General features: G+C 41.9%; 16 protein-coding genes. 4 read left to right on the forward strand and 12 right to left on the reverse strand.

The genetic code is table 11. The annotated features are described in order from the left end of the window. Position 1 precedes the first annotated feature (1 nt). From FNH22_RS04525 to FNH22_RS04560, 8 genes are all read right to left on the reverse strand, one after another. On the reverse strand, positions 2 to 295 hold the full coding sequence (locus tag FNH22_RS04525; protein WP_255517990.1) for a 4a-hydroxytetrahydrobiopterin dehydratase: 294 nt from the start codon (positions 293 to 295) through the stop codon (positions 2 to 4). Continuing rightward, entirely contained in the window at positions 289 to 549 is a 261-nt protein-coding gene (locus FNH22_RS04530) for a DUF493 family protein (RefSeq protein ID WP_143397149.1), read from the reverse strand. The genes FNH22_RS04525 and FNH22_RS04530 overlap by 7 nt, the downstream gene beginning before the upstream one ends. A gap of 71 nt (positions 550 to 620) precedes the next feature. Next, entirely contained in the window at positions 621 to 2,708 is a 2,088-nt protein-coding gene (locus FNH22_RS04535) for a SurA N-terminal domain-containing protein (RefSeq protein WP_143397150.1), read from the reverse strand. Between the two features lie 120 nt (positions 2,709 to 2,828). Further along, positions 2,829 to 4,103: a hemolysin family protein gene (locus FNH22_RS04540; protein WP_143397151.1), complete on the reverse strand. Its 1,275-nt coding sequence runs from the start codon at positions 4,101 to 4,103 to the stop codon at positions 2,829 to 2,831. Positions 4,104 to 4,273: 170 nt separating this feature from the next. Further along, a complete protein-coding gene (gene lptC / locus FNH22_RS04545) occupies positions 4,274 to 4,798 on the reverse strand; it encodes an LPS export ABC transporter periplasmic protein LptC (RefSeq protein WP_143397152.1) in 525 nt (174 codons plus the stop codon). 62 nt (positions 4,799 to 4,860) lie between these two features. After that, complete coding sequence (locus tag FNH22_RS04550) at positions 4,861 to 6,165, reverse strand: tetratricopeptide repeat protein (protein ID WP_143397153.1); 1,305 nt, start codon at positions 6,163 to 6,165, stop codon at positions 4,861 to 4,863. Between the two features lie 27 nt (positions 6,166 to 6,192). Next, positions 6,193 to 7,476, reverse strand: a complete 1,284-nt coding sequence (locus tag FNH22_RS04555; RefSeq protein ID WP_143397154.1) for a hypothetical protein — start codon at positions 7,474 to 7,476, stop codon at positions 6,193 to 6,195. Beyond that, positions 7,469 to 8,179, reverse strand: coding sequence for a type III pantothenate kinase (locus FNH22_RS04560; protein WP_143397155.1), 711 nt, complete (start codon positions 8,177 to 8,179; stop codon positions 7,469 to 7,471). The genes FNH22_RS04555 and FNH22_RS04560 overlap by 8 nt, the downstream gene beginning before the upstream one ends. A 136-nt stretch (positions 8,180 to 8,315) precedes the next feature. Here FNH22_RS04560 and FNH22_RS04565 point away from each other — a divergent pair, with 136 nt between their 5' ends. The 4 genes from FNH22_RS04565 (at position 8,316) to FNH22_RS04580 (ending at position 13,231) form a co-directional block, all read left to right on the forward strand. Next, positions 8,316 to 9,542, forward strand: coding sequence for a Glu/Leu/Phe/Val dehydrogenase dimerization domain-containing protein (locus tag FNH22_RS04565; RefSeq protein ID WP_143397156.1), 1,227 nt, complete (start codon positions 8,316 to 8,318; stop codon positions 9,540 to 9,542). A 134-nt stretch (positions 9,543 to 9,676) separates the two neighbouring features. Next, the gene (locus FNH22_RS04570) at positions 9,677 to 11,167 is read left to right on the forward strand and encodes a sodium:proton antiporter (protein ID WP_255517986.1); all 1,491 of its coding nucleotides are present in this window, start codon (positions 9,677 to 9,679) and stop codon (positions 11,165 to 11,167) included. A gap of 231 nt (positions 11,168 to 11,398) precedes the next feature. Continuing rightward, complete coding sequence (locus FNH22_RS04575) at positions 11,399 to 11,878, forward strand: DUF6702 family protein (protein ID WP_143397157.1); 480 nt, start codon at positions 11,399 to 11,401, stop codon at positions 11,876 to 11,878. Between the two features lie 21 nt (positions 11,879 to 11,899). Continuing rightward, positions 11,900 to 13,231 carry a YHYH protein gene (locus tag FNH22_RS04580; protein WP_143397158.1) on the forward strand — a complete coding sequence of 444 codons (1,332 nt, stop codon included), beginning with the start codon at positions 11,900 to 11,902 and terminating at the stop codon, positions 13,229 to 13,231. A gap of 32 nt (positions 13,232 to 13,263) precedes the next feature. On the opposite strand, the gene FNH22_RS04585 is transcribed toward FNH22_RS04580, so the two are convergent. The 4 genes from FNH22_RS04585 to FNH22_RS04600 all read right to left on the reverse strand — a co-directional run bounded on the left by FNH22_RS04585 (position 13,264) and on the right by FNH22_RS04600 (position 25,945). Continuing rightward, positions 13,264 to 16,596, reverse strand: a complete 3,333-nt coding sequence (locus tag FNH22_RS04585; RefSeq protein ID WP_143397159.1) for a VCBS repeat-containing protein — start codon at positions 16,594 to 16,596, stop codon at positions 13,264 to 13,266. A gap of 190 nt (positions 16,597 to 16,786) precedes the next feature. Continuing rightward, on the reverse strand, positions 16,787 to 18,448 hold the full coding sequence (locus tag FNH22_RS04590; protein WP_143397160.1) for a RagB/SusD family nutrient uptake outer membrane protein: 1,662 nt from the start codon (positions 18,446 to 18,448) through the stop codon (positions 16,787 to 16,789). A gap of 18 nt (positions 18,449 to 18,466) precedes the next feature. Further along, complete coding sequence (locus FNH22_RS04595; protein WP_185154075.1) at positions 18,467 to 21,664, reverse strand: TonB-dependent receptor; 3,198 nt, start codon at positions 21,662 to 21,664, stop codon at positions 18,467 to 18,469. Positions 21,665 to 21,802: 138 nt separating this feature from the next. After that, complete coding sequence (locus FNH22_RS04600) at positions 21,803 to 25,945, reverse strand: two-component regulator propeller domain-containing protein (RefSeq protein WP_185154076.1); 4,143 nt, start codon at positions 25,943 to 25,945, stop codon at positions 21,803 to 21,805. Positions 25,946 to 25,997 lie beyond the last annotated feature (52 nt).

Consider the following 25,997-nt stretch of genomic DNA (forward strand, 5'->3'; position numbering starts at 1 on the left):
GTCAAATCAGTTTATCTATTTCAGCCGCCAGTTTGTGATCTCTTTCGGTCACTATATTCCCGGCATCGTGTGTATTTAACTCAATATTTACCTGATTATATACATTAGACCAATTCGGATGATGGTCCATTTTTTCGGCCACTATAGCTACCCTTGTCATAAAACTGAATGCCTGGACAAAATCATCAAACTGGAAGGTTTTCTTGAGTTTATTGTCTTCTTCGGTCCACATAAGCTGGTGTTTATTTATTGTTTGAGATTTACTGCATTCTAAATAGTCCCATTTATCTACAATGAGATTACTCCCTCCACTTTATTGGCTTCAAGATAAACATTAATAATGTAATCACTTGACTGGGCCATTACCTCGGCTGTAATACTCACATAGTTGCCATTCCTTGATTTCTTTTCCGTAACCGTATGATTTTGGAATATCTTTTTCAGCGCGCTTATATTATCAACCGGCACTATGAACTTAAAGGTGTAGAGCGAGGGCCAGTTATATTCCTGGTCCAACTTTTCACGAAAAGATTCTATGGAGTTGTCCATACATGATAGGTCTTAAAATACAGAAAGCGGGGATACTGCCCGCTTTCCTTTTACTGATCTTACATATTTTACTAATAGAATTTGAAGCGATCATCTTTGATGTCTGCGAATTCTTTTACCGCTTCTCCTATGTTATAACTCGTCTGATTTTTTCTATTCTGTTCTAACTGAGTTTTGTATGTGGCATAATCGGCTATTTCAGGAGCGATCGTCTTAGTGATTGTTTCTACGATCAATACCCCATTTTCCGATGCAAAGGGCTCTGTTTTCTGACCTGCTTCCAAAGAAAACGCCCTACCCACAGCTTTAGGGTCAAACCCTACACTCGGAAGAGAATTACTACTGATCTTTAAATCAGAAGAAGTATACACTTTGGCGTCGTCGCCATAAGACGCTGCAATATCGTCGAGTGATCCCGACATACCGGAAAGCTTATTGATAATTATCTCTCCTTTTTTCTCATTTCTTACTTTAGCCGTAAGCTCACCCTTCACGCTATTTACAGATTGATAGCCTTCTTCTGTCTCTTTGGTCATAACGCCTACTACATATTGATCATCCAGTTCAAAAACCTCTGATACATTACCTTTGGAAGCATCTTTGAACAGCCATCTCACAATTTGCCTGGCTTCTCCTAAAAAGCCGATCCTGGCAGCATTTTTCGCCAGATCGTTAGCCGGAACGATAGTGAGTGTGTCTGTTTCAGCCTGTGCATCAAAGCTATCAAGGTCGTCTACTTTAGCGGCAAACTCATCCGCTTTCCTGAATGCTGCATTTTGGGTTTCATCCCCCGGCAAAATCTCACGCTCTATGGTCGCTATTTTATATGCAGTATTTGTTTTAAGTTCATCCACTCTGATGATATGATATCCAAACTGAGTTTTGACAGGTTGGTTGATCAGGCCGGTTCGGGTAGCATCAAATACAGCGTCATTGAATTCAGCCACCATTCTACCGTCTTCAAACCATCCGAGGTCACCCCCTTTGGAAGCTGTACCATCTGTACCATATTGCCTGGCCATGTCCTCAAAACTGGCGCCACTTCTGATCTCTCTCAATATTCTCTTCGCTTCTGCTTCCGCCTCATCATCTTCACCTTTGATCAGGATATGACTGGCTTTTGCATTCGCTATGGTATCTTCAAAAATGTCGGTTACTTTATACAATTTATAATTGGCTCCATCCAGGTAAGGCCCTTTTACATCACCAATGGAAAGTCCTTCTATTTCTTGCTGTAGCTGTTGTGGCAGGTTACCGATATGGTATTTACCAAAGAAGTTCAATCCGTCGGTATTTACATCGGCAAAAACAGAATCATCCGACACTGTTTTGAACTCTTCCAACAGGTCCGTCATCTCTTCTCTCACGTAGGCAGAATCTTGTGCTGAAGCAACTACGGGAAATGAAATATATTTCATACTTCGGGTTTCCTCTACCTTGTATTTTTCTTTGTTTTTTTCAAGGTAACCGGACAACTCGCTATCTGTTACGCTTACCAATGAATCATTAACAGCGTAATATGGAATATAGAGGTATTTTACTTCTGCCTGATCTGTTTGCATATTGTATTCACGCTGAGCTTCTGCAGAAGTCACGTAAGTGGAGAGTAACATCAGGTTTTCATACTTCAAACGCTCACGACTTGGCTTCAGCTCTTTTTTAAAGAGTTCCCATCTCACCTGGGCATCACCGGGAAGGCTTGGCAGTTGCTGTAAAAACTGCATAAACTGAGCACGGTCAAATTCACCTGTTTCAGGATTGGTAAAGGACTGTTTGATCCCCGGGCTGATGTTTTTTCCCTGCATCATGTCCCATAGTTCATCTCCAGTCACTCTTACACCTAATTCGTCATACTGCTCGCCAAAGGCATATCTGGTGATCAGAAAGTCCCAGGCTTGCTGACGTAGTGATGGCTTTTCTTTTTCCGTAGCTACACTTCCGGTATTCAAGATGTAGCTATTCTCTCTTTGCTGCACTTCCGCCTGAAAATCTTTCAAGCTGATGGTTTGCCCTGCTATTTCACCTACGTTATTGTCATCACCAAACAATGTAGAGTTCGGCCCCATCAGATCTGCCAGGATAAAAGACAGTATAGCCAGCGAAACGAGCGCTACGACTACTTTGCCCATTTTATTCCTGAGCGTATTTATTAATGCCATTGTATATGTATAGTTTCTAGCTAATTATTTTAAAAGTGCGCAAATTTAAGCAGTCTAAGTATAAAATCAAACTGATATGGTCTGACATACGATACCGGAATTACTAACTTCCGATTTAAGTTATTCAGTGCCAATAAGCAACTTAACCGTATCTATGCGAATATCTTTCATAGATTGGATGACAAAAGTGTAATGCTCCACTTCCACACGGTCATCTGTATCCGGCAGATCTTCAGTTACTGACAGGATAAGGCCACCCAATGTTTCATAATCGCCAACCGGAAGCTGCCAGTTATACTTTTCATTCAGGTAGTCTATTTCATGTCTTGCACTTAAGATGTAGGTCTTTTCATTTATCTTGTGTTCTGCGTAATCTTCTTCTTCATCATGCTCATCCTGTATTTCACCGAATATCTCTTCTATGATGTCTTCCATGCTCACTATACCGGAAGTACCACCAAATTCATCTACTACCAGCGCCAGACTTTTACGTTCCTGGATAAATTGGATCATAAGTTCATTCGCCAATATCGTTTCAGGAACAATAATGATGGGTGTCAAGATATCCTCAATAGATTTAGGTTTTTTGAAAAGCTCAAGTGAGTGACAGTACCCAATGACATTATCAATGCTTTCCTTATATACCAGTATCTTTGAATGACCCGAATCTATAAACGATTTTTTCAGGTCTTTAATAGAATCCTCAATATCGATAGCCTCCACTTCAGTACGTGGGATCATGCACTCCCTAACCCGTATTGTCTTGAATTCCAGTGCATTGCTGAATATTTTAGTATCCAATTCAACATTTGTTTCTTCACTGGTCTCAACTGTATTTTTGATATAGTTATTCAGATCAGTAAGTCGAAATACAGGCCTATCTTCCTGGTATTCCAGCCTTAATACCTTGGTGATAATGATCTTAGACATCCATACTATCGGCGCCACCACTGGCAAGTACATTATCCTGTATATAATGTCCATGGGAAAGGCCAGAACATTAAGCATCCAGTTTGGGTTGATCAGAAAAATACTTTTTGGAAGGAATTCTGCTGTAAACAAAACAACCAAGGTAGACAGGATGGTCTCAAATATTAGTACTGCAACTTCATTCTTTAAGAATTCCGGCAGATAGGCCCACATTAAGGGTTCCAACCATTGGGCCATAAAAATCCCATACAATACAAGCGCCAGGGTATTACCCACCAGGGTAGTTCCTATGAACCTGGATGGGTTCTGAACAAATTTTGAGACAATTTGAGCTGACCATAAACGCTTTTTACTTTGTAACTCAATATGAAGCCGATCTGCAGAGACAAAAGCAATTTCAATCCCTGAGAAGAGTGCAGAAAAAAGCAATGTTATCAAAATAGGGGCCAATAGGGATAGTTCCATAGGACTTTTACTCTGCTTTGCCTTTCGGCTTTATCAACTTATATAAAAATAAAAGACTTATGCATAACATAAAAATCCAGTAGGAATAGGAGAAACCTAAGGTCATGGTTTGGTGAATGCCTATAACGAGTAACCCGACGGCAATGGATAAAACGATCGTAGGTAGAGCTTTATTCTTCAACGTTAAAAGTCCCCTGCACTTTTTTGATTTGGTAAGAAGAAAAGTCCTGCTTGGCTGTGAGGCCATGTCCGTATAATACCTTATCCGGAAGTGTTATAGTCACAAATTTTTCAGTAAAGATCTTTTCATCTTTTGGCTTCCAAAAGAGCTCTTCACTGTTAAGTTTCTGATTTTTTTCCATACTCTGCACTTCTACATCACCTCTTCCTCTCCATTGATCCTCCTCTTTAAAATAATAAGCTTCATTGGCTTTCAACGTAGAGGTAACGTTACCTTCTTCATCGAAGAATTCGAAATACAGCCCTTCCGGAAATTCTTTGTCACCGTTTACATATTCCAGGAACCTGGGGGTAACCAGTTTGTTTTTGACTCTGGCATCTTCACTATGGTACAATACCATATCTTCAGCCGATTGAATAGCGCCATCATAATTAGGAATTTCTTCCATCCCCTGATCAGGGGCGCCGCAAGAGATCAATACCAGAAGTGCTATGGTAACAAAAAGAGCTTTCATTTTACTAAAAAAGGCCGTAACAACAAAAAAGTTACGGCCTTGGTTATCACATTATGTTTTTGTTAATCCCTGGTTTGAATGGTAACTGTTTCATTAACCCAACAACCTACGGTAACTGAAGTTCCTACCTCGTAGTTATATGTAAACACTTCTTCTTTTGAAGGAAATGCATCTTTTGCTTTGCCCATCATAGCTGTATTACCACCTCTTTTGAACATATCATACGCAGCGATGAAAATTGCTCTGTCTTTTACCCAATCTTCTTTGCCAGCACATCGCTCGAAACTACCATAATACAAATAGCCTATGGCTGAATACGCTTCTTTTTTACTTGGGTCCGCACTGAGTGCCTTTCTATAATAATCTCTGGCTACACTACCGGACTTCAAATTACCAAGTTGGATATACATATCCGCTTTATCGGCAGGCTCACTAGCAATCTCTAACGCCTGGTTGAAATACTTTTCAGCTTTCTCTGTCTCTTTCGCCGCTTTGAACTTGCTACCTAATGCTTTTGCAATGGCAAAGTCAGGTGTGTTGGCCAATATTACTTCACCTGTCTCTAACCACAATGGATCATCTGTACACTTACCTTTCAGCATGAATCCAAAAATTTTCTTAGCCATTTTAAGGTCTTCAGGGTTTTCTCTGAATTTAGGAGCCATTTTTTCTCTGACAAAGTCACAGTTTATGTCAACCAAGCCTACAAGAATTCCTTCTATCGAACCTTTATAATCTTTCAGTTTCTTTATCCTGTCCGGTTTTTTCCCGTTGGCGATCTGATAATCCACTGTTTCTATCACTTTATCGTAGCGATCCAGTATCTGATCTTCAGATAAATTTTTAACATACTTAACATTGTACTGTACTACGCTCATGTAAGGCAATATCATATAATAGGGCAGGTCTTTGCCATTCAGTTCATAAGCCTTGTCAAATAGTCCTAAGATATTTTCTAGCTCACTTTTGTTCTTTACGTTGTAGCGGTAGGCATTGTAAGCTTTTCTGGCTGCAATATCTGCCTCTTCACCACAGGGAGTATATTGTAGCCTCATATCATACATCAGCATTAGAGAGTCTATATACTCTTTTTTCTTATCGGCGTCTTTTTCCTTGTCGGCCAATCCTTTGTATATTTTCTCCCCGTTTATGTAGATCGCTTTGTTGACATCCGGTGCATTTGTTAAGATCCACAGATGTGGCCCCTTGGCATTTGCATAATCCTTGTTCCTCAATGCATCACTATATAAAACATTTTTTTCATCGAATGTAGCTTTGTCTTCAGGAAACTTCCAATCTCCACACTGCGCCTGAGCGTAGTATCCTGTCAACGCAACTACTGCTGAAAATAAAATTGTCTTCATCATTATTCTTTTCATAATTAACACAGTTGCTTAATAATATTTTCTCTTTTTAAAGGGTTGGTCGTTGATAGTCACACCAAAATAAAAATTAAGATATTGTTCCTGAATTAAAGTGTCGTCTACATTACCTCTGGTTCCATATTGCAATGCAAAGTCAAGATTCGAAACCCTACTTATCGGAAGTGTCCATCCAAGATTTATGCCAAAGTCGTTCACCTGTGTGAAAGAACCATCCGGACCAACTATCTGATATGGCGTATTTTCGTAGGCTAATCCCACCCTATATGTTATTCTTTTAAGGTAACTGGTAACTGAAGAAGGGTCCGGGGTAAACTCTCCTCCAAAGCCAATTCTCACCTGATCACCAAGATCATCATTGCCACCTGCAAAGTTTCTGTAATCAGACCATGGCTGGTATTTAACATCCAGCGCTACAGTCCACTTGAAGCCATTATTCAAGGAAAAGCCGACACCTATTGCATGAGGAATGCTCAAACTACCTGCGTCATTACGGTTTAACGTATCTCCGTCAATAGGTATATCGGCGGTCCTTAGTTCCAGCCTCGAGAAATTTTTAGCATTGAGCTTAGAGCCGAAATCATAGGTAAGTCCTGCCTTAAACTGTATCCGGTTGTTGAAAATTGAATCTTTATTGTAGGCTATCCCACCGGTAAATATAAAATCTGAAGTAGATAAACGTTGATTAAACCCACTCGTAAAATTTGAAACAGTCGGTAACACAAATGATTCGTCCTTTTTTATGTTGCCAAATATATAAGCTGCTTTCAGGCCTACAAAAAACCTTTTATTTATAGCGTATCCGTTAGACCAAAAAAATTGGTTGAATCCACCCGAACCTTCCACTACCCTAAGCGCCTGTTCTCCATTTGGGGCGTTGGGAATGTTAACCAATGACTCTGATTCATAGCCTACATTACTGTATGGCATCAGGCCTACGGAAGTGGTCAGCCTTCCGGGCTTAATAGGAAATGCCGTAACCAGATAACCTAAATTCCCTGATCCGTTTTTCTCAGAAGTTTCAGCGTTTTCAAGTGTTTTGTTTTCTCCTACGAACCCTGCGGAAAACGTCGTGAAGGAATTGTAGGGTAAAAGTGCCGGATTGATATTATTGAGAAACCAAAAAGACCCATTACTTATACCTGTGCCACCCATACCCTGGTTATGTGTAAGTCCTAAATCTACGATATCACCAATACCTTGCGAGGTGAAAGGGGAATTACCGGTCTGACACAATGCCTGACTATAGGTAAAAAGCAAGGCTATTACCGGTAAAAGGCATAAATTCTTAAGCATGGTGGTGTAAAATCGTGTTTAAACCTCTCAAAACCAACTCGGGGGCTGCAAATATGCGAGCTTTCACTTTGTTTTCAAAAAAATTGGTGTCTCCACCACACATAATTACACGTAATTCGACGAATTTACTACTGTAATGGTTTATCAACCCTTCTATTTCCATTATAATACCATGAATAACCCCACTTTCTATACCATCCCGGGTATTTTGCCCGGTAACCGGCACATTTTCTTCAGGTGTTAGTAACGGCAGACCGGAAGTAAAAGTATGTAAGGCCTGAAAACGCATATGCAAACCAGGGGATATACTGCCTCCCATGTAGCCCTGCTCTTTAGAAAGTATATCATAGGTAATACACGTTCCGCAGTCAATGATGAGGCAGTTCGTATTTGGAAATAATGCCTGAGCACCAGCTACCGCTGCGCGACGATCATTACCAAGGGTTTGCGGTGTGCAGTAGTTTACACTGAAAGGAAGTGCTGTACGATGTGACAATACAAGTGGATCATATTCATTCAACACCTCTAAAAAATCGGCTGTATCATCACGCACACTGCTTATGATAACTTTTTCAGGCTTATTTTCAGCAAGTAATGTCTTAAGATCTTCTATATCTATTTCGTGTGTAACGCTACAAAGCTCCTCTTGTCGAAAAACAGCGGCCTTCGCTCTCGTATTGCCAACATCTACTACCAGGTTCATCGATTAAAATTGATCCTATAAACTTCAAAAGTACATAAACAGCTTCACAATATTTGATTTTGTGTAAGGCACTTTGTAACCGACTAACTTTATTAATTTGTGTAGTTTTGGCGCATTACAAACCAAACCACCTAGTATGAAAGAACTTCTCGAAAAATTTGAGACCAAACAGCCTGAAATTATTTTTGAATGGAGTGACCAGGAGACGGAAGCGAAGGGATGGGTAGTGATCAATTCATTACGCGGAGGCGCCGCCGGAGGTGGTACACGCATGCGCAAAGGGCTGGACAGAAGAGAAGTGGAATCCCTGGCCAAAACCATGGAGGTAAAATTTACCGTATCAGGCCCGGCCATTGGAGGGGCTAAGTCAGGCATTAACTTTGACCCTAACGACCCCCGTAAATCCGGGGTGTTACAGCGGTGGTTTGCAGCGGTAAAGCCTCTACTGAAATATTACTACGGCACAGGCGGCGACCTGAACGTGGACGAGATCAATGAAGTAATACCTGTAACAGAGGATGTAGGAGTATGGCATCCGCAAGAAGGTGTATTTCATGGTCACTTCCATCCCAATGAAGCTCAAATTATAAACCGCATCGGTCAATTGCGACTGGGTGTGGTAAAGGTACTTGAAGATGAAAAATACTCTCCCTCGATAACAGGAAAATATACCGTTGCTGACATGATCACCGGGTATGGGGTAGCTGAAGCAGTAAGACACTACTACCACCTTTGGGAAGGTAATGTGAAAGTTAAACGTGCTGTAATACAAGGTTGGGGCAATGTAGGCGCCGCCGCAGGGTTCTACTTGGCACAAATGGGAGTAAGAATAGTGGGAATCATCGATAAAGACGGTGGTTTAATCAAATCTGATGGTTTTACCTTTGAAGAGATCAGGAAACTCTATCTGGATCGTGATGGGAATAAACTTTCCGCTTCTGGAATGCTTTCTTTTGAAGAGGTCAACGAAAAGATATGGGACCTGGATTTCGAGGTGTTTGTTCCCGCCGCAGCTTCACGCCTGATCAACCGGGACCAGGTGGATCGGATGATAAAATCCAGGCTGGAGGTTTTTTCTTGTGGCGCTAATGTGCCATTTGCCGATCCTGAGATTTTTTTTGGAGCTACAGGACTCCATGCAGATCAGAACTTTTCTGTGATCCCTGATTTCATCGCTAACTGTGGTATGGCACGGGTTTTTGCATTTCTTATGGAAAATGAAGTAAATGTAACGGATGAGGCCATATTTAATGACACCTCAGAAACCATTCGCAAAGCACTGGAACGCACCTATAAAAAGAATAACAAAAACATAAACATTGCAAGTACTTCGTTCGAAATAGCTCTCCAACAGTTAGTTTAATTCCATTTATTACAAGTTTAAAGGTTAAAAGCGCATTGCCTATTTGAAGACAAAACTCTAATAAGCTTGTAGTAGACAGTGTCAGTTTTGTAAAATTCTTTTTTATTAATTTATATTAGCAAAAATATTTTTCTGTGGGACGGATACTGCTCAATCTCTCTTTTCTTATTCTTCTGTTGTTTTCGTCTCTTTCCGCTCAGGCACGTTCTGAAAAAGATGATTTGGCTCATACTGCCAATACCGAATTATCCGAAGGGGGTGAGGAGGAAGGGCATCAGTCCGAAGATGATCACCATGCCCCTCCGGGATGGACCGTGATTCCGTTTGTAACTTTACTCCTCATGATCGCCACGGGGCCACTGTTTTACGAACATTTCTGGCATCAGAATTATCCGAAAGTCGCTATGGCACTCGCTGCAGCCGTGGTATTGTACTATTTGTTTGCACTGCACAATACACACAGCCCTATCCATGCATTGGCAGAGTATGTACAGTTTATAGCTTTACTGGCTTCTCTCTACATTGCATCAGGCGGTATAATGATCAATGTTGACAAGAGATCCACACCGATCCTGAATGTTGTTTTGCTCTTGATTGGTGCCGTTATTTCTAATCTAATAGGTACTACCGGGGCGTCAATGCTGTTGATCCGGCCTTTTATTCGCTTAAACAAAACCCGGATAAAGGCGTATCATATTATTTTCTTCATTTTTATTGTTAGTAACATCGGCGGCTCTTTGACCCCTATTGGTGATCCTCCACTATTCCTGGGATTCTTAAAAGGGGTGCCTTTCTTCTGGACACTCATTCATAATTTCTTTCCATGGATGTTTGGACTTATTTTATTGCTCATTACGTTTTATGTGTTTGACAAGCGTAACAAGTCTGGTGTCGGCTTAAGTGAAGAAGATATCACTTATACCAACAAAATAAGCATTACGGGTAAGAGGAACTTTCTTTGGCTGGCCGTGATTATCGGTTCTGTATTCCTCGATCCTAATGTACTGGACTGGGTCCCTGCTATCCATTATGACGGTCAAAAATTCTCTTTTTTACGGGAGATCATCATGTTCTCTGTGGCTTTCTTCTCATTCAAACTTGCTAAGAAAGAAGCCATAGACGGTAATGCATTTAGTTTTGAACCCATCAGAGAAGTGGCTTTTATTTTTATCGGCATCTTTGGCACAATGATGCCGGCCCTGGAGTTAGTAGGCGGTTTCGCAGCTTCTCCGGAAGGTTCCAAACTGATCAGCCATAATACGCTTTACTGGGGCACCGGGTTACTTTCCGGCTTCCTTGACAACGCTCCTACTTATATCAATTTTCTTACAGCTGCACTCGCGGCTTCGGGAGGTTCTATCCTTAATATTACTGATGTAATGGCATTTGCCAATGGAGGCACATTCGAGAACTCTATCATCGACCTGACTGCCATTTCTGTCGCCGCTGTATTCTTTGGGGCGTTTACTTACATCGGTAATGGCCCTAACTTTATGGTGAAGTCCATAGCAGAAGAAATCGGGATCAAGATGCCGTCCTTCTTTGGATATATCATCCGTTTTTCTATTCCTTTCCTCCTGCCACTTTTACTGCTGGTATGGTTGGTTTTCTTTGCATTTATGTAACCAGGACAGTTTCTGATATACTTTTTCCCGGGCAATCTGCACCACATTATGCTATTGTCGTTGCAGTACATCAGTACACATATATTGCCGGATATTATTATCCGCAATATCTAGCACTCACAGCACATTTTTAAAATATTTCTTGCCAGGGGGTAGTATATTTTCCGATTCATCTGTTTAAACACCAGCCATCTTATAACTGGTCCCTGACTTTTTACAAAAAAGCTTGAAATGAAAAAACATATCATAATCATAATAATACTGTTTCTCTGTTATAACAGCTATGGTCATGAACTAAACATGGCAATATTTGAGATAACGCGAGGGGACTCTGGGTATGTACTGAACATAAACTTTGACAGAAGAAACCTCGAAAAATCCCTGGTCACCACTTATCCGGAACTGATAAATGCCCATCATGAGGTTAGCTGGAGAATACATATACAAGAATACCTCGCAGCAAACTTTCAACTCATAGTCAATGAGCAATGTACGGAAATAGATATACATGCCATTGACTATGAGCAGGATTATATACGGATTACTGCAAGCCTGCCCCTTCCAGAGGTACAGATACAAACTATAAATGTTTTCAACACCTGCCTGATTGACTATAACGAGACACATTCCAATCTCATAAGAACGAATGTTTTCGGGAAGGCACGTGCCTTTCGGTTGGATAAGGACAGGATAGAGGTAGTAATAAAATAAAGGGAAGTTAATTTTTGGATTATGAAGAAGATCAAAACGATGAAGATGAATAAATTAAGATTAATAATACTCAGTATCAGTATGTTCGTGTGGTCATGCGGAGATGATGAGGCCGGTGCGGAAGAAGTGGCTTACCGTGCAAGTATTTCAGGTATCTCTTCTGTCAGTGAATCGGATATAGGGACATTCAAAATAAGTCTTGATAAGGTAAATAAAACCGGAACAGGCCTTGTATTTAACTATGATGTAAATGGAACTGCTGAAGCCGGACAGGATTTTCAGGCATTGGCGGGATCGGTAACTGTGGAAGACGGTGACATAGAAACTACAGTGACCATTCCAATTATTGATGATACGGTGGAAGAAGATGATGAAACAATCATCATCCTGTTAAATACACAACGCCTTCCTTCCCAGGTCAGTGCTACGGGGGCTACTTCACTGACCATTACCTTGATCGATAACGATGACAGTGGTATACCCGGAGTGTCATGTAGCAATGATAATTCTACCGACCAAAATAACCGGGTTTGTGACCAGACTACCGGAGTATCGAATACCTATTCAGCCTCTATAAATGGTGGCACACGTGAGATCACCACTAACGGTATCCCAACCCATGATTATGGTAATCAAATCCCAAAGATCGTATCAGCCCTGAACAGTGAGTCCAAATCGTTTAGCATGAATGCAAACCCTGTGACAGGAGCTTCGATCACCGCTATTGATGACGATGGGCGCCCACGATACAAGTTTGGCGTAGCATTAAACGGAGTAGCCATTGATCCTGCACCCGCCGAACCTTTTATATTTGAAAATACAAATACAGGTGAATTTAATTGGGATTGGGTATTTGAACCTAATAACAATATGAATGCCGTAGGGCTCGATTGTGCTATTGCACATGTACAGCCAGACGGCACCTATCATTATCATGGAGATATGGCCATATATGCTGATCAACTGTTGGCAGGCCTTGGAACAGGAAGTGTAGTTCCCGGAGAAAGTATACAAATCGGCTGGGCTGCAGACGGCTTTCCTATTCTATACAAATTCGGCCCGGATGCCAGCGGTAATATGGTAGAACTGACACCTGGCTATCAACTGAAGAGCGGTGACCGGCCTGGCGATGGTATCACAGCACCATGTGGTACTTATAATGGAAAATATACTAATGACTACGAGTTTGTAGCAAACTCAGGTGATCTTGATGAATGCAACGGTATTGCCCGAAGCATTACCCTCAACGGTGAAACATTCAGCTATTTCTATGTGATCACTGAAGCATTCCCCGTGATCTCAAGATGCTTTGCAGGGTCTCCCAATACGAGTTTTAGAATTGGCCCGGGATGATTAGTCACATTCAGGGTTAGGTTTGGAGGCCCTTATTCCAGGGTCTCCTTTTTTATTGACGTTTTATAGGCTTGTAATGGCCCTTGATTATTTGCCGCCAGTATGTGAATTTCACCATCAATAGTGATAAGCTGCAATGCCTGGACATCCTGATCCAGCCGTAAGCCACTTTTCTTGTAATGAAGTGATTCAAAACCTCCTTTTCCATCACCCAGCAACACCTGACCAATACTCGCGTCGCTTCTGGGGGTTTCTACTTCCGAGGCATACAGGTTGCCCGCCAACAACAGGTCAAGATCACCATCTTCATTAAAATCGTAGATAAGCAAATCATCAATGGTAGAAATTTGTGCTAATTGAGGTAAAGCTGTTTTCTTATAAACACCTCCGCCTTGATTTTCAAGATAAACACTTGAAAAGCTGCTAACAGAATAATGCAGCCCTTCTTCCAGGCCTGCTCCGTAAATGTCTTTTAGAGTGGCGTTTGCAAATGAGTTATAATCTTCAAACACCACTTTTATTGTTGGTATTTGTTCAGAAGAGCACTGCCTTCCTCGCACCGGAAATTGAGTGCCTTCGTTATAATACCCCAGTACAATGTCAGAGGAACTGTTATTGTCAAAGTCATGGAAGAATATATCAAATGGTTCATCATCGGATGCCTGGTATTTGTAGTTCAGGCCTAGGTTTCCAACAACAATATCCTGATCTCCGTCATGATCAAAATCGGCAGTATCAATACTGAACCACCATCCGGCACTCTGATCCCAGCCGAACTCTTTGGTATGATCTATGAAGCCGTGGCCCACATTTTTAAAAATGGTGACAGGCATCCATTCACCCACTATCACAAGGTCTGTCAGGTTATCTCCATCGAAGTCCATCCATAGGGCATCGGTCACCATTCCGGTGTTTTTTAAACCCGGCGCAAGTTTATCCGTCAGGTCCTCAAAACCCAACCTACCCCGATCGAGCGTATTAATAAGCAAATGACTTTTACCGGGATTAGGATAGTTTCTGGGATGGTGTCTACCCCCCACAAAAAGGTCCAGGTCTCCATCATTATCAAAGTCGTAGGGTTTAACACAAGCGCCACTCCCCATACCGTCGGGTAATATGTTCATGGCCCGCTGAAAAGTGCCGTTATCATTAAGATACAATCGGTCTTGATAATGAGGATCATCGGCCGGAAAAGCATTGCCTCCGCTAACCACATACAAGTCATTATCCCCGTCATTGTCCACATCAAAAAATGTTGCTGAGATGTCCTCATATCCTGCATCTTCTTCAAAGGCCGGGACCGGGGTCATAACAAATGTGCCTTTTTCATTCTGGATATAAAGTTTAGCCGCATAACCGGCGCCATTGCCCACAAATACATCTTCTTTCGAGTCCCCGTTAACATCTCCTGTGGCCAGCGCCGGCCCCAGGTTTGACATTTTATGGGGTAATAATACCTGAAAACGATAGTCGTCAAAGATGTTTTCCTGGTGCAGGAAGGCAGTATCAAATAATCCGGTGGCTGCGGTAAACATTGTTTTGGGATCAGGGTTCCTGACAGGCAAGGATGTATTCTGATATTCAATTTCAATCAGTTGATTGACAGGTACGTCTAATTGATAGCTCAAGGTGCCATCCGGCCAGGTCACAATAATTGAATCTGCCTGCGTATGGTCACCCATTCCTACATGGAAAAAGGGCTCTATGGAAGACTGAAATCCCCTGCTTAACGCAAGATGTAGAAACTGACTGTTACTTCCTGTCACTACTTTTACACTGCTGCCAATAGCATGAATATTTTTTGAAGGCGATTTTAGTTGTAGCCTTAGATAGTTGGTCCCAAATTCTTCACTGGTCAGATTCTGATGTATCACAGCCATGGAATCAATATTATTAAGTACCAGGTCCAGGTCACCGTCATTGTCCAGGTCACCATAGGATGCGCCATTGGAGAATCCGTTAAAATGGATACCCCACTCCTGGTTAACCGGACTAAAGTTGAGACCATCCATATTTCTGAACATATAATTGTCAATGGGTTCAGAAGGAAGCTTCAGACTAGCATCAAATAATTCCGAGGCGCTCATTTTAGCTCTTTTTCCTTCTATACTTTTGAAGAAGTCACGATTGTTGATCTCTTTCCTGGTACCATTGGAAATAAAGAGGTCTTTCCATCCGTCGTTATCAAAATCAGCAAAAAGTGGTGCCCAGCTCCAGTCAGTAGAAGACACTCCTGATATCCAGGCTACATTACTGAAAATCGGGAGGTTGTTTGGGTCAATTCCCCGGTTAAGCTGTAGGGCATTGTACATGTACTGGTAATGAAAGCCGGCATTCACCGTACTCCAAAACAATGCAGGGTTCATGCTGGCCATATTGGCTTTCGACCTTCTATTATCTTGTGCTGCCATATCCACCTGCATGAAATCCATAAGCCCGTCATTATTAATATCTGCAGCATCTACCCCCATGCCATAAAATGCGGTCTGTTTGGTGGCCTGCTTTAACTGATCAGTGAACGTTCCATCACCATTATTCAGATACAGGTAATCAGGGGTACTGAAATCATTGGATACATATATATCTTCCCATCCATCCTGGTTAAGGTCCGTAATAGAAATCCCTATCGAAAGGCCAAAATTTTGCAAGCCGGCCTCCTGTGTTACATCTACAAATGTTCCTTTTTCATTGCGGTAAAGTTTGTCGCTTTTAACCGGATCATTTTCCTGCATCCATTTCCGATAAACAAAGTTGGGGGTATTGAAAGGAGCGATGGGATAGTTAGCAACAAATAGGTCCAGGTCCCCATCTTTGTCATAATCAAAAAAAGCGGACTGTATTGACTGACCCGGATCGGCCATACCATACTCCTGGGCTCTGTCACTGAAGGTCAGGTCACCGTTATTAATAAACAGCTGGTTTTCCTTTATTCCATTAAGCCCTGAAACACTGAGATAGATATCCAGGTATCCGTCCGCATTTACATCGGCCAATGTCACACCGGTATACCACCGATCATCTCCCGCCACACCACTGGACGTGGTATTGTCCTCAAATTGCATGTTGCCCCGGTTGAGGTATAATTTGTTGCTCACCATATTACCTGTAAAATACAGGTCCTGAAGCCCATCATTATTGAAGTCTCCGATCGCTACACCTCCTCCCATATAGATATAGGGGTAAGTAAAGTAATTCAGTGTATCGGATTCTGTCAGGTCATTTGAAAAAACTACACCTGATACATTGGTAGGCACTCTTTTGAACCTTTTTTTATCCGTGGTATTTGGCCTATTACAACCTGTGGTAAAAGAGTAAACGGCTACAACCAGGGAAAAACACAGGCTTTTCAATATGGCTCTTCTCATCTCAATGCTTATAAGTATTAAAATATTACTTACAATTTCTCAAAACATCTCAACCTGTAAGTTAGCGACAGCTACTTATTACAAAAGTGAAAAGCTAAACAACGGGTGTATGTTTTAATCAATTATGTAAAAAGAGATAGACCAATAGTATGGTCTATCTCTCATTAGCCAACACTTCTAAGCACAGGTGTTACCAGACACTATGCTGTTTCAATACACCTTCGCTCAGGTCTATTGCGTTAGTAGGTATCGGGAATAGGTTATGTTTTTCCATGTAAGTGCTGTTAATAAAGGCCTCTGGCAATAACCTTGATTCGTTCTCAAAAAATTCATTCATCACTTCTACAGCATTTCCCCATCGTCTCAGGTCAAATAATCTATGCCCTTCCATGGCAAGTTCCAGTCTACGTTCAAAACGGACTGCTTTAATAGCAAACGCCTGATCAGGAAAGTTACCATAAGGTTCTACCTCGTAGTTTGCCGCATCTCCACCGCCTGGTGCCTGAACACGTTCAGTGGTTTTAGCTCTCAACCTTACTTCATTGACATATTCCAGCGCCTTAGTCAGTTCATTAAGTTCAGCCGCAGCCTCAGCTGCCATTAATAGTACATCAGCATATCGGATCACGTTGTGATTTATACCCGGGAACTGTTGTCCCCAGGCGCCGGTACCCTGGGCATCAGATTCATCCGACTGATACACGTTTTTCTTGGGCAGGTATGGGCCTCCATCAGACTGCTTCCTGATCCAGTCTTTCCCAATATGCACTCCGAAACCATTATACTCGATCCCTCGTCGCCCTACCGTAAAGTCCAGCCTTGGGTCCAGCTCTCCGGCATAAGGTGTAAAGGGGTCTTCACTTTCGATGCCCTGATCATTAGTGACGTCCGTTTCACTGTAGGTATCTAACAAAGGCAGACCCGCACCATCCGTTTTAAAAGTGTTTACCAGGTCCTGGGTCGGTTGGTAAAAACCACAGCAATATCCAAAGGCGGACGGGAAATTAAGAGTACCTCCCTGATTGCCATTGAAATTATTAGGAGCCCCATCATTTACAGCAAACTGGATGGAAAATATTGATTCTATACCATTTTTATCCGGAAAATTAAAGTTGCTGATAAAATTGGGGTGCAACGCGTGCGGACCGTCCGTAATCACTTCGTCAAATAGAGGAAGCGCTTCATCCCACTCTTGCTGATAGAGGTGCACTTTGCCTTTATAAGCCAAAGCCGCCCATCGTGTAGCACGGCCAGGAAGATCTTGTGTGTTAGGCAGGTTTTCGATGGCAAATTGAAAATCAGCCTCTATTTCATCCCAGATGGGGCCTTCATTCGGCTTATTAGGATCGAAAATATCTTCTTCGCCTATGTAAGGCACGTTCTGATAAAGGCGCTGTAGCTCGAAATGATAATGTCCCCTCAAAAAACGGGCTTCGGCTACTTGTGCAGGAAAATCACCTGTAATGCGTGAAGCAAAATTAATGACTGTATTCGTACGGTCGATGCCTCCGTATAAAGCCAACCATTTGCCCAGAAAATAAGAATTACTGGCGTCCCAATTGTAAAGCTGAAGGTCATTCAGCAGTTCCTGGTCATTATTTTCACTCCCTTTGTGTGAATTATCAGATAGCGCCTCTACCCACCAGTTATCACCGGCTCCCCACCATTCGTTTCCTACCGTACCCTGGGTAACTCCATCCAACAGCCCATAAGCTGCGGTAAGTAACAGGTCTACACCCTCCGCATTTTCCGGCACATCCAAACTGCCTTGAGAGGGTTTATCCAGAAAGTCATCACTACAACTGAATATGACCGCGATCGATACTACTATAATTGCAATTATCTTTTTCATAAGTGTCTCTTTGAGAAATTAAAAATCTACACGAAAACCAAGTGTGTACGTCTGCGCCAACGGAAAGCTTCCAAAGTCCACTCCCAGGTCCAGGTTAGAGGTGAAAAGCGACGGGGAAAGCGAACCTATTTCAGGGTCCAGCCCTTCATAATCAGTAATGGTAAACAGGTTCGTAGCTTGCACATAAACTCTTGCATTACTGAAGCCAATTCGAGAGAGAAGCGACTTCGGAAGGTTATATCCTAGTTGAACGTTTTTCAGTCTTAAATATGAACCATCTTCCACAAAATAAGAATTGGGGTTGGTCTCACCATTGATTACCCTTTCGCTTAGTGCAGGTAATTGGGCACCTGGGTTTTCAGGTGACCATGAATCCAGTACCCTATCGCTTCGTCCTCCATTAAAAAAGGATGGAAAATCTGAGAAGAATCGAGTGTAGTTGTAGATATCATTACCTTGTGAGCCCTGGAAGAACAAAGACAGATCAAAATTTTTGTAAGCCAGATTAGCACTAAAACCATAGGTGAAATCGGGATGAGGATTTCCTATAAAAGTTCTGTCATTTCCGTTGATCACACTGTCTCCGTTAACATCTCTGTACTTAAATCTACCTACTCCATCTGCAGGGTCTTCAAATCCCTGATCTGCATGTTCCCGAACTTCTTCTTCATTCTGGAAAATACCTTCGACCACCTGGCCGTAGAAAGATGAAATCGGCTGCCCCTGCTGTGTGCGTGTAAAACTATTTCCACGGAGCACCTTTCCTATTATGAATGAGCTGCCGCGTAAATCTGTCAGCTCATTATTGTAGGTGGATATGTTTAAAGACAGGTCATACCTGAAATCACCAGGTTTAGAAAAATTACCATAAGAAACCTGTACTTCTATCCCATTATTAGTCATAGTACCGATATTGCGAAAAGGTGGATTGGCAATTGAACCGGTAGAAGGTAAACGAGGCGCGAAAATCAGGTCCTTGGTATCAATTTGAAAGTAATCCAGTGAAAGAGAAAGGTCATTTTTTAACAGACCAATATCCAGCCCAATGTTCAACTGCTGAGAGGTTTCCCAGCTCAGATCCGGATTACCTACCGTAAAGAGAGCTGCTCCCGGACGGTTACCTCCTGAGGTACCATCAAAGTTGTAAGATCCAAAAAGTTGATCTAGTATAAATACATCGCCAGTGGGAGAGCTTATCGGCACAAATTGATTTCCGAGCTCACCAAATGAACCGCGCAATTTCAAATTTGAAATGGGAACAACGCCGTTCATAAAGGCTTCTTCACTGATGATCCAACCAAGTCCTAAAGCAGGAAAAATATCTGTATTATCTATAAAGTTGGATGACTCATCTCTTCTAAGAGTGAACGTAGCCAGGTAACGGTCTTTTAGTGTATAGTTTAGCTGTCCAAAAACGGAAAAAAGTGAGTTCTTCTGAAAAGTGGTCACAATAGATTCATCGCGTGTATTGGGAATAATGTTAAGAGGACCTGAGCCAGCACCGGGAATAAGGAAATCGGGGTCTTCAAGAAAAAAGTCTCCAACCGTAATTCTCTTTCTTCGTAACGTTGTTTCCAATGCTTCAACACCTCCTAATATTTTGAAGTTATGGATATCCGCAAAGGTTTTTTCATAGACAAGGGTATTCGTCCATACCCAGCCACTTTGAAACCCATCGGTTTCAGAGAGCGCATTTTCACCTCTTGGCTCACTATGTTCAGGATTCAACGCTGTGAAGGAACCACTCAAGAAGCTTTGGTAATTAATACCTATAGATGTTTTGGCTGTCAACCCCTCAATGATATCCACCTCCATATAGGCATCTCCAAAGATTCTGAATGATCTGTTCAGGTCATTTTTAGCTCTTTCCAACTCTGCTACCGGGTTGCGGGCATTACCCAGCTCATTTGCGGTAGAGTACGTACCGGCAAAATTACCCCCATCGTCGAAGACCGGCACCAGAGGGTTACTTCTATAGGCTAATGACACCGGATTGTCGTCACCTAGCTTGCTCGGCACACCTGTCTGTTCAGAGTAAGAAAGGCTGAGGTGTTGTCCTACACGAACGTTGTCCTTGACATTAAATTCGGTGTTTGCTCTGGCGGAAAAACGCTCAAAATCTGTATTTAGCATGATCCCCTGCTTATTAAGATATCCAACCGACATCATGTAACGGCCTTTCTCAGTACCTCCGTTAGCTGAGATATAATAGTTTTGGACCGGGGCTTCTTCAAATATTTCATCGAACCAATTGGTACCTGATTGATTGGCACTTGCAATACGATTGTCAGAAGTGCTGTAAGGTAATGAAGGATCTCCATTGATGAAATCCGGGAGCACAGGCGCTGCACCATTTCCATATTGAGCATGACCCGGGGTAACACCATCATTTATTTGACTTTGAAAGATCACGTCACCTAGCTGCTGAGAATTTAATACTCCGGGTAGGTTAGTGGGGCGCTGTACACCTAAATAGGTGTCAAAGGTAATGGTAGGTTTTTGGCTTGCCTCTCCTTTACGCGTTGTAATGATAATAACTCCATTAGAAGCACGGGCTCCATAGATAGATGCAGCAGCTGCATCCTTCAAGATATTAATTGACGCTATATCTCCCGGATTCAGATCAGCCATAGCTGCTGCATCTACGATCTGTGCTCCATCCACAATATATAAGGGATCATTTAGGTTTGGTGAAGAAAACCCTCGTACCCTTACAATGGGAGCGTCACCAGGTTGGCCGGCAGCAATTACACTTACCCCGGCAACTCTACCCTGTAAAGCTTCGGATGCATTCACCACTGGTGTTTCAAAGGCCTTTTTCGTGTCTAACGTAGCTATAGATCCTGTCACAGTCTGCTTCGATTGTGACGTATAGCCTACCACTACTACCTCAGACAGTGCTGTTGTACTTACTTTAAGATTAATATCAAGCTGCGATCGATTTTCTACAGGCACTTTCAACGTCTCATATCCAATAAAAGAAAATACAAGGATTTCACTGCCTGTGGCCACGGAAAGATTATAGTCGCCGTTTATGTCAGTTATGGTTCCATTAGTAGTTCCTTCTACCAGCACACTAACCCCTGGTAAAGGGTCATTCGTATCTCCATCCAAAACTTTGCCCGCTACCTGTACCTGTGCTAATACAGGTACAAGTATTGGGCACATGGCCAGGCTGAAGATCAATACTTTTGTAAATAGTCTAAGTTTCATCATAAACATCTTAGGTTTGGTTTTGGAACCTTAAATTATATTGGAATAGTAAAAGATAACCCGATAAATATTTCAATAGTGCAAGGCTTTTGAAACATTACCAAAACTATATGGCTTATAAACCAGCTGACTATAAAGACATTAGATCTCTGATTCCCTGTTTTGCGTCATATATTCCGAAGGTTTGACACCGAATTGCTTTTTAAAGCAGTCCCTGAAATATTGCAGATCGTTGAAACCTACCAGGTAGGTGATCTCGGCTATGGTAAGCTGGTCTTGCCTGATCAGCTGGGCAGCTCTTTTCAGCCGCACGGAACGTATAAATTCATTCCCCGACTGCCCGATTAATCCTTTTAATTTCCTATAGAGTTGTATCCTGCTAAGGCCAAGGTGCTTGCACAGATCATCAATCTGAAAATTAGAATCTGACATATTTTCTTCCACACAGGCCACAACCTTTTTCAAAAAGTTTTCATCGGCACTTGAAATGGTAACATGTTTAGGGTCGAGGTTTACTGTTTTATTATGAAGTACCTGCTCCTTAAAAAGGTGCCTGGATCGTAAAATATTCTTAATCCTTAACTCTAATAGTTTTGGATTGAATGGCTTAGTCACATAATAATCCACTCCCATTTCAAAACCTCTTTCCATGCTATCCCCGGAAGCTTTGGCAGTGAGCATTATGATAGGAACATGGCTGGTTTTTTCATCTTGCTTAAGCTTTTGGCACAATTGGTAACCATCCAGTTCAGGCATCATCACATCTGTTATAATGAGGTCAGGAATCTGTTCTTTCGCCATCTCCAGGGCTGTTACACCATCTTCCGCTTCCAATATCCTGTAGGTTGTCTCCAGGAATTCCACTATAAAAGATTTCACCTCCACATTATCCTCCGCTATTAAGATTAATGGCAGATCATTTTCTTGTGTATCGTTGGGGTCTGCTTCTTTTTCCAGAAGTCCGTTTTTACCCATTTCATCCAGCTCCATGAGGGACTCCGCACTCAGGCCAAACGCTATAGGTTCGCTGGATATTTCCTCTGGCTTGAGGTGTTGATGTCCCAAAGGAATAGTGACGGTAAAGCTGGTGCCCTGACCCTGCGTACTACTTACACTTATTTTTCCCTTGTGTAACTCTACCAATTCTTTGGTAAGGGCAAGTCCTATCCCTGTTCCTTTGAACTCATCTTTATCTCCCCGGTAATACCTGTTAAAAATTAAGTCTAACTGGTCTTTATGGATCCCAATACCGGTATCTTTTACTTCAATAACTACCTGATGGTTATCCCCGGTAACCGAAAGCTGTATTTTACCAAATTCCGGAGTGTATTTGAAGGCATTGGAAAGCAGGTTGATCAATACTTTTTCAAACTGGTCTTTTTCAAAATAGACCATAACCGGTTCCTTCGGAAGGTTAATTTTGTAATTAATATATTGTTTATCCGCATAATTGATAAAGGAGTATGCAATAGGGTGAATAAACTTGGTGATATCTTGTTCTGTGGCTTTTAATTTCATACTGCCTGACTCCAGTTTCGACAAATCCAATATCTGGTTAATCAATCGTAGCAGCCTTTCAGCATTCCGCAGCATCATTTTTATCTGCTTCCTGTATTTGCTTCCGGTTTCGTCAAGATAAAGAGTTTTTAACGGGCTTATTATTAATGTAAGTGGTGTCCGGAATTCATGTGAAATATTAGCAAAAAAACGAGACCTCACCGCACTCATCTCCTGCATTTTGGTAAGCTCTACATGCTCCAGCTGAAGCTCGCTTTTTAACCTTTCACGGTGAATAATATTCTGCCTGCCTATATAAAGAATGGCCGCGAAAATAAAAAAGTACACGATATATGCCCAGTTACTAAAATACCACGGCCTGGCGATAATGACCTTCACATACGTTCCTTCCATATTCCAAAGATTGTCATTATTAGACGCCCTGACCCTGAATACATACTCTCCCGGAGATACATTTGTATAAAAGGCGCTATTCCGGTTTCCTATACTTTGCCATTGACGATCATAGTTTTCTAATTTATATTCATATTGGTTTTTAATGGACTGGGAATAATTAAGGGCTGAAAATTCGAAGCTGAAATTGTCCTGATCATGATGAAGTAATATGACCGAATCCACAATGATATTATGATCCAATGGTGAATGTGCTCCAGGCCTTACTTCTTCATTGAAGATAGAGAACCTGGTGATATGCACCGGCGGTATGTTCTCATTTCCTTGTTCCACTTCTGTCGGATAGAACATGTTAAACCCGTTAATACCTCCAAAGAGCAGAGCCCCTGATGTAGTTTTGTAACTTGAAGCTTTGTAAAACTCCAGTGATTGAAGTCCGTCTGTATTTGTGAATTTCTCGATATTATTGCTCAGTGGGTCATATTTGGCCAGTCCCTGGTTTGTACTTATCCATAGCTTCCCAAAATCATCTTCTTCAATACTGTAGATGACATTACCCGGCATACCTTTAACTTCATCGATCACTTGAAACGTGTCATTATCTAACCGTTTATTTAATCCCCCTCCTTCAGTGCCTATCCATAAATTACCGCGTGTATCCTGGTACAGGCAGGTTATGGTGTTGTGACTAAGCCCTGAAGTTGTACCCTGTGCATAGCTATAGTTTTTCACCTGAGTGATCTCATGAGCATCATTCAAATGAATACGATCCAGCCCGCTGCCTTCCGTACCTAACCAATAATACCCATTGTTGTCTTGTAAAATGGTCCGTACATAGTTACTGGTAATACTATTGGGTCCATGGTCACTCATGTAGTGATGGTATAATCCCGTTTTTACATCCAACCTGTCCAGTCCGTCGCGAAAGGCCAACATCCAGATATCACCATCTTTATCCTGGTACAGATCATATATATCATTTCCTGAAGGTGAGTTATGATTGTCAGGATCATGTCTGATATGAATAAAACGCTTTGAACCGGATTTTTTTAAGTTTACCCCGCCATTCCACGTACCTATCCATAAATCACTACGCTCATCCATAATGAGGCTGACAATAGCATTACTGGATAAACTTACATTAGCATTAAGAGACTCATTTTCATAGTGCATGAATTGATAACTTCCGGGATTGAAGTGGTTCAGCCCCCCTCCGTCCGTCCCTATCCAGATCGTACCGTCTTGGTCTTCCGCAAAAGAGCTTACCAAGCCATAGCTCAGACCTTGTTCCGGCACTTTACTTTGTAAAACTGCCTGAAATTTCTGTTCAAAGGGGTCAACTTTATTGATGCCATTATGGTGAATCCCTATCCAGATAGTACCTGTGCGGTCTTCTGCTATAGCCCATATAGAATTACCACTTAAGCTATACTCATCCTGAACGTTATGCGTATAATGTGTAATATCATTGGTCTTTAAATCGATGATAAACAACCCTTCGTTTTCCGTACCTACCCATAACTGACCACGCTTGTCTTCACATATGGATAGTACTACTGCACCTGCCAGTTTATCGCTTAACAACTTATTCTTAAGTCCTATATTTCTAAAGCTGTATCGTCCATTTTTATGGTAAACAACTTCCTGTATGCCATGGCCCCCAACCCAAAGTGATCCGCTTCGTCCCTGATACAATGACCGGATACTGTTACCGTCCAGTCCGTTTTCTCTCTGATTTATGTTATAGTTTGTAAACCGATTTCCCTTGCTATCAAACAAGCTCATTCCATTGTTAATAGTACCTATCCATAGGTTGCCATATTTATCTTCCTGTATGGCCGTCACATGATTATCGGCAATGCTTAAAGGATCATCCTGGTTAGCATAATACCTCGTAAATGTGTTGCTGTCAAATTCAAACTTATTCAGGCCGCCGTTCTCTGTTCCTATCCAAATACTACCCTGATCATCCTCATATACTGTGTTGATGAAATTATCACTCAGGCTGACCGCGTTGTCAGGATCATGACGGTAATTCATAAATTTATCCTGATCGTACAAATAATGGCTTAACCCACCTCCGGATGTTCCTATCCACAGGTCCCCTTTTTTATCCACGATCATGGACTTTATCGTGCTATTGCCCAGTGAGGTGCTATCGCTGGCCAGGTGTTTATAGGTGGTAAACCGAAGTCCGTCATAACGGTTAAGCCCGTATCGGGTACCAAACCATAAAAATCCATGATCATCCTGAACGATGCTGGTAATGGTATGCTGCGACAGCCCTTTAGGTACTCTGAAAAAACGTGTTTTATTGTTCTGAGCAAAGAGGTTGGAGCATGCGAATAATACAATGAATAGCACACTTCTCATTATGCATTTTACATGAAAAAGGCTGCAATTACAATACGATGATACATATATC

Source organism: Fulvivirga sp. M361, assembly GCF_007097395.1.
Lineage (GTDB): Bacteria > Bacteroidota > Bacteroidia > Cytophagales > Cyclobacteriaceae > Fulvivirga.

Coding starts and splice junctions, on each gene's coding strand:
- FNH22_RS04565 (WP_143397156.1), top strand. CDS start 8,316: ATGAAAGAACTTCTCGAAAAATTTGAGACCAAACAGCCTGAAATTATT.
- FNH22_RS04595 (WP_185154075.1), bottom strand. CDS start 21,664: ATGATGAAACTTAGACTATTTACAAAAGTATTGATCTTCAGCCTGGCC.
- FNH22_RS04575 (WP_143397157.1), top strand. CDS start 11,399: ATGAAAAAACATATCATAATCATAATAATACTGTTTCTCTGTTATAAC.
- FNH22_RS04550 (WP_143397153.1), bottom strand. CDS start 6,165: ATGATGAAGACAATTTTATTTTCAGCAGTAGTTGCGTTGACAGGATAC.
- FNH22_RS04555 (WP_143397154.1), bottom strand. CDS start 7,476: ATGCTTAAGAATTTATGCCTTTTACCGGTAATAGCCTTGCTTTTTACC.
- FNH22_RS04600 (WP_185154076.1), bottom strand. CDS start 25,945: ATGAGAAGTGTGCTATTCATTGTATTATTCGCATGCTCCAACCTCTTT.
- FNH22_RS04580 (WP_143397158.1), top strand. CDS start 11,900: ATGAAGAAGATCAAAACGATGAAGATGAATAAATTAAGATTAATAATA.
- FNH22_RS04590 (WP_143397160.1), bottom strand. CDS start 18,448: ATGAAAAAGATAATTGCAATTATAGTAGTATCGATCGCGGTCATATTC.
- FNH22_RS04585 (WP_143397159.1), bottom strand. CDS start 16,596: ATGAGAAGAGCCATATTGAAAAGCCTGTGTTTTTCCCTGGTTGTAGCC.
- FNH22_RS04535 (WP_143397150.1), bottom strand. CDS start 2,708: ATGGCATTAATAAATACGCTCAGGAATAAAATGGGCAAAGTAGTCGTA.
- FNH22_RS04530 (WP_143397149.1), bottom strand. CDS start 549: ATGGACAACTCCATAGAATCTTTTCGTGAAAAGTTGGACCAGGAATAT.
- lptC (WP_143397152.1), bottom strand. CDS start 4,798: ATGAAAGCTCTTTTTGTTACCATAGCACTTCTGGTATTGATCTCTTGC.
- FNH22_RS04560 (WP_143397155.1), bottom strand. CDS start 8,179: ATGAACCTGGTAGTAGATGTTGGCAATACGAGAGCGAAGGCCGCTGTT.
- FNH22_RS04540 (WP_143397151.1), bottom strand. CDS start 4,103: ATGGAACTATCCCTATTGGCCCCTATTTTGATAACATTGCTTTTTTCT.